This window comes from Moorena sp. SIO3H5, assembly GCF_010692395.1.
Classification (GTDB): domain Bacteria; phylum Cyanobacteriota; class Cyanobacteriia; order Cyanobacteriales; family Coleofasciculaceae; genus Moorena.
Genome location: NZ_JAAHHS010000680.1, coordinates 1 through 2,291 on the forward strand (window position 1 = coordinate 1; position 2,291 = coordinate 2,291).

1 protein-coding gene and 2 pseudogenes are annotated in these 2,291 nt (G+C 43.9%); 1 reads left to right on the top strand and 2 read right to left on the bottom strand.

Features of this window, described 5'->3' with window-relative positions; all coding sequences use genetic code 11:
- Window positions 1-195 (top strand): annotated as a pseudogene (locus F6K52_RS35445) (hypothetical protein); the annotation flags it as partial.
- On the opposite strand, the pseudogene F6K52_RS35450 reads toward F6K52_RS35445, so the two are convergent.
- Both F6K52_RS35450 and F6K52_RS35455 read right to left on the bottom strand, forming a co-directional pair.
- A pseudogene (locus F6K52_RS35450) lies at window positions 148-342 on the bottom strand (hypothetical protein); the annotation flags it as partial. The pseudogenes F6K52_RS35445 and F6K52_RS35450 sit on opposite strands and share 48 nt — an antisense overlap.
- Window positions 343-716: 374 nt before the next feature.
- Window positions 717-2,168 (bottom strand): SagB family peptide dehydrogenase, encoded by a 1,452-nt coding sequence (locus F6K52_RS35455; protein WP_293089760.1) that lies wholly within the window; start codon window positions 2,166-2,168, stop codon window positions 717-719.
- Window positions 2,169-2,291: the final 123 nt, after the last annotated feature.

Genomic DNA, 2,291 nt, shown 5'->3' on the forward strand with positions numbered 1-2,291 from the left:
AAGAATTACGAGTACATCTTGGTGGACTCTCCAGCAGGAATCGAAAGCGGGTTTAAAAATGCAGTTACGGCAGCTACTGAAGCCCTATGGGGCAATCCCCTGCACGGGAGAACCATGCTGACCCAAAATCAGACTGGCAACATGAGTCCCATGGCTCGACATCCTCCCACTCGGGTTTGCCTCTCCCTGAACTAACGTTGGCAACCGCTTTAGCCTAGCCCCATCAAAACAAGGATGAGCCTGGTCAACAACCCCATCTAGAACTGCAACCACAACTTGGGAATCCCCTTTGGTTTTTTCCCAAAGTCCCTGTATTCCTGGGATTTTAGCAATTTCAGACATTGAATCCCAAACTAATTTTGGATTGTTAAGCCATTGGTTAAGATACTATGTTCAGTGGTATATAAAACCGATATAGCCACAAAACTTAATATTTAGGCACTTGCTTGTAAAAAAAATATCAATTAAATTAGGGTGGGCAAAGTTATATGTAGCAATTTTTAGCAACGTTTGAGGACAAATCTTATAATTTTAAGGCAAAAGGCAAAAGGCAAAAGGCAAAAGGCAAAAGGCAAAAGGCAAAAGTTATAGTAGGGTGGGCAAAGTTATATAATCTAGAATGCTCAAAAAAACCAAACTGTTTTTGCCCACCCTACAAGCTATTTCCAACACTCCAAATTTTGCCTTTACCAAATCAAATTGAAATACTATAGTTATTAATCTTTGGTTTGAACAGAAGCTAACATAAATTCCCCTACAGAAGACTCTTCATAGTAGTCAATTCCAGTGGCTTTTTGAAATAGATCAGAATTACCTGCTCCTATTCCGCAGGGGGCTAAATTCATACTGGTAGCAACCAGATAAAAGGTTTGATACATAACTCCAACGTGTTTTAAAATCGTTGCATAGGCCATGGATTGATATTTCCAAAACATTCGTCCAAACCGGGCGGTAATCACAAATACAACCTGGGGCTGATCATGCTGAGCGCTGGCAAACCAGACATCCTGAACTAATGCTTCCGTTTCTGCGGTCCATTGTGAAACTTGACACAACACATGGTCTAAAGGGTGATAATGATATAATCCCTGTTCTAATCCTTGACAACCCTTAACCACGGGATAAATTTCCAATTCATAAATCGCACCCCCACCGGGATAGGGACGGTTACTTAGCTCTCCCCGTTCTTCTGTATCGAAAAGTTTTTTCACCCTGGCGCAACGGTATAGAAACTGTCCGAGTTGTTCAAGGGTGATCGGGGTTTCATTATATCGCCGGATCGAACGGCGAGTTTCTAATGCCTGACTCAAGGGCATATCGGTTTGATTTAGTTCCTCTATGTTAGGTTTTGCCAAGGGAATCACCACATCGCTCATCAATGGCTTCACCCCAGGCAAGGGGTCAATTTTACCGACATAGGGAAATATGGCACCCAAGGGATTATTATGTCTACCGAGGCGACTGCGGGCATGGAACAGTAAATCGTGAAATTCCCAAAACACTAAGGGTGGAGTTGCTTCTTCGCTCTCAACTTCTTCATCTTCTTCAACAGGACTGACAAAGGATGCAGATAACATCTGGGCGGCAAAGAGTAAACTGAGAAACTGTTGGGCAATCTCTTCAGTAATTCCGGGAATTTCCTGACTTAAGCTAGTAGCGGTTTGGGGTTGAGATAACTGACTCACTAAGGCAGGACCGAGCCAGTCGGAAAATTTAATCTTACTTTTGGTAAGGGGAGATTCTAATACCATTTCCCCTTCGACTTGATGGAGATAGGCGAAGCGAGAGAGGGTAAATGCAATCGCATCCCAATCAATCTCAGGACAATCGAAGTAATAATCCCCTACCATGGGGATAGCGATCGCAAGGGGAGAAAGCTCCGGGGATGAGGGGGGGATGGCGTGACAGATCCAGCCCAGTTCGATCAGACGATTCAGGTAAGCATCGAACTTTTCCCGAACTTGTGTGCCGTCGGTTTCTAGGACTAAGGTTTGAAGTTGCCCGGGGGTGTGGGTTCCTTGTTTGAGAGCATCTAGAGCAGTTTTTAATCCCGGTTCCGGTTGATGAAATTTCAGCTTGCGGCTTGAAGATTGGAGCAGAATATTTCCCTCAACAGGGGTGAGGGTGATTTCAGGTTTTAGGGAAACAGTTAAGGATGAGAAAGTCATCTGTCCGCCTCCCGGTCGTCTCCCACTATAATCTTCGATTTAGTGGTGAGAGGAAAGGGAGGACAGGGTTTAAATCCCATAAGCATAACCATCTTTTCTGTGAATAAATTGACAATATTTATG

Bases quoted from the DNA above. Each gene is read 5' to 3' on its own strand.
- F6K52_RS35455 (WP_293089760.1), bottom strand. From the start codon at position 2,168: ATGACTTTCTCATCCTTAACTGTTTCCCTAAAACCTGAAATCACCCTC.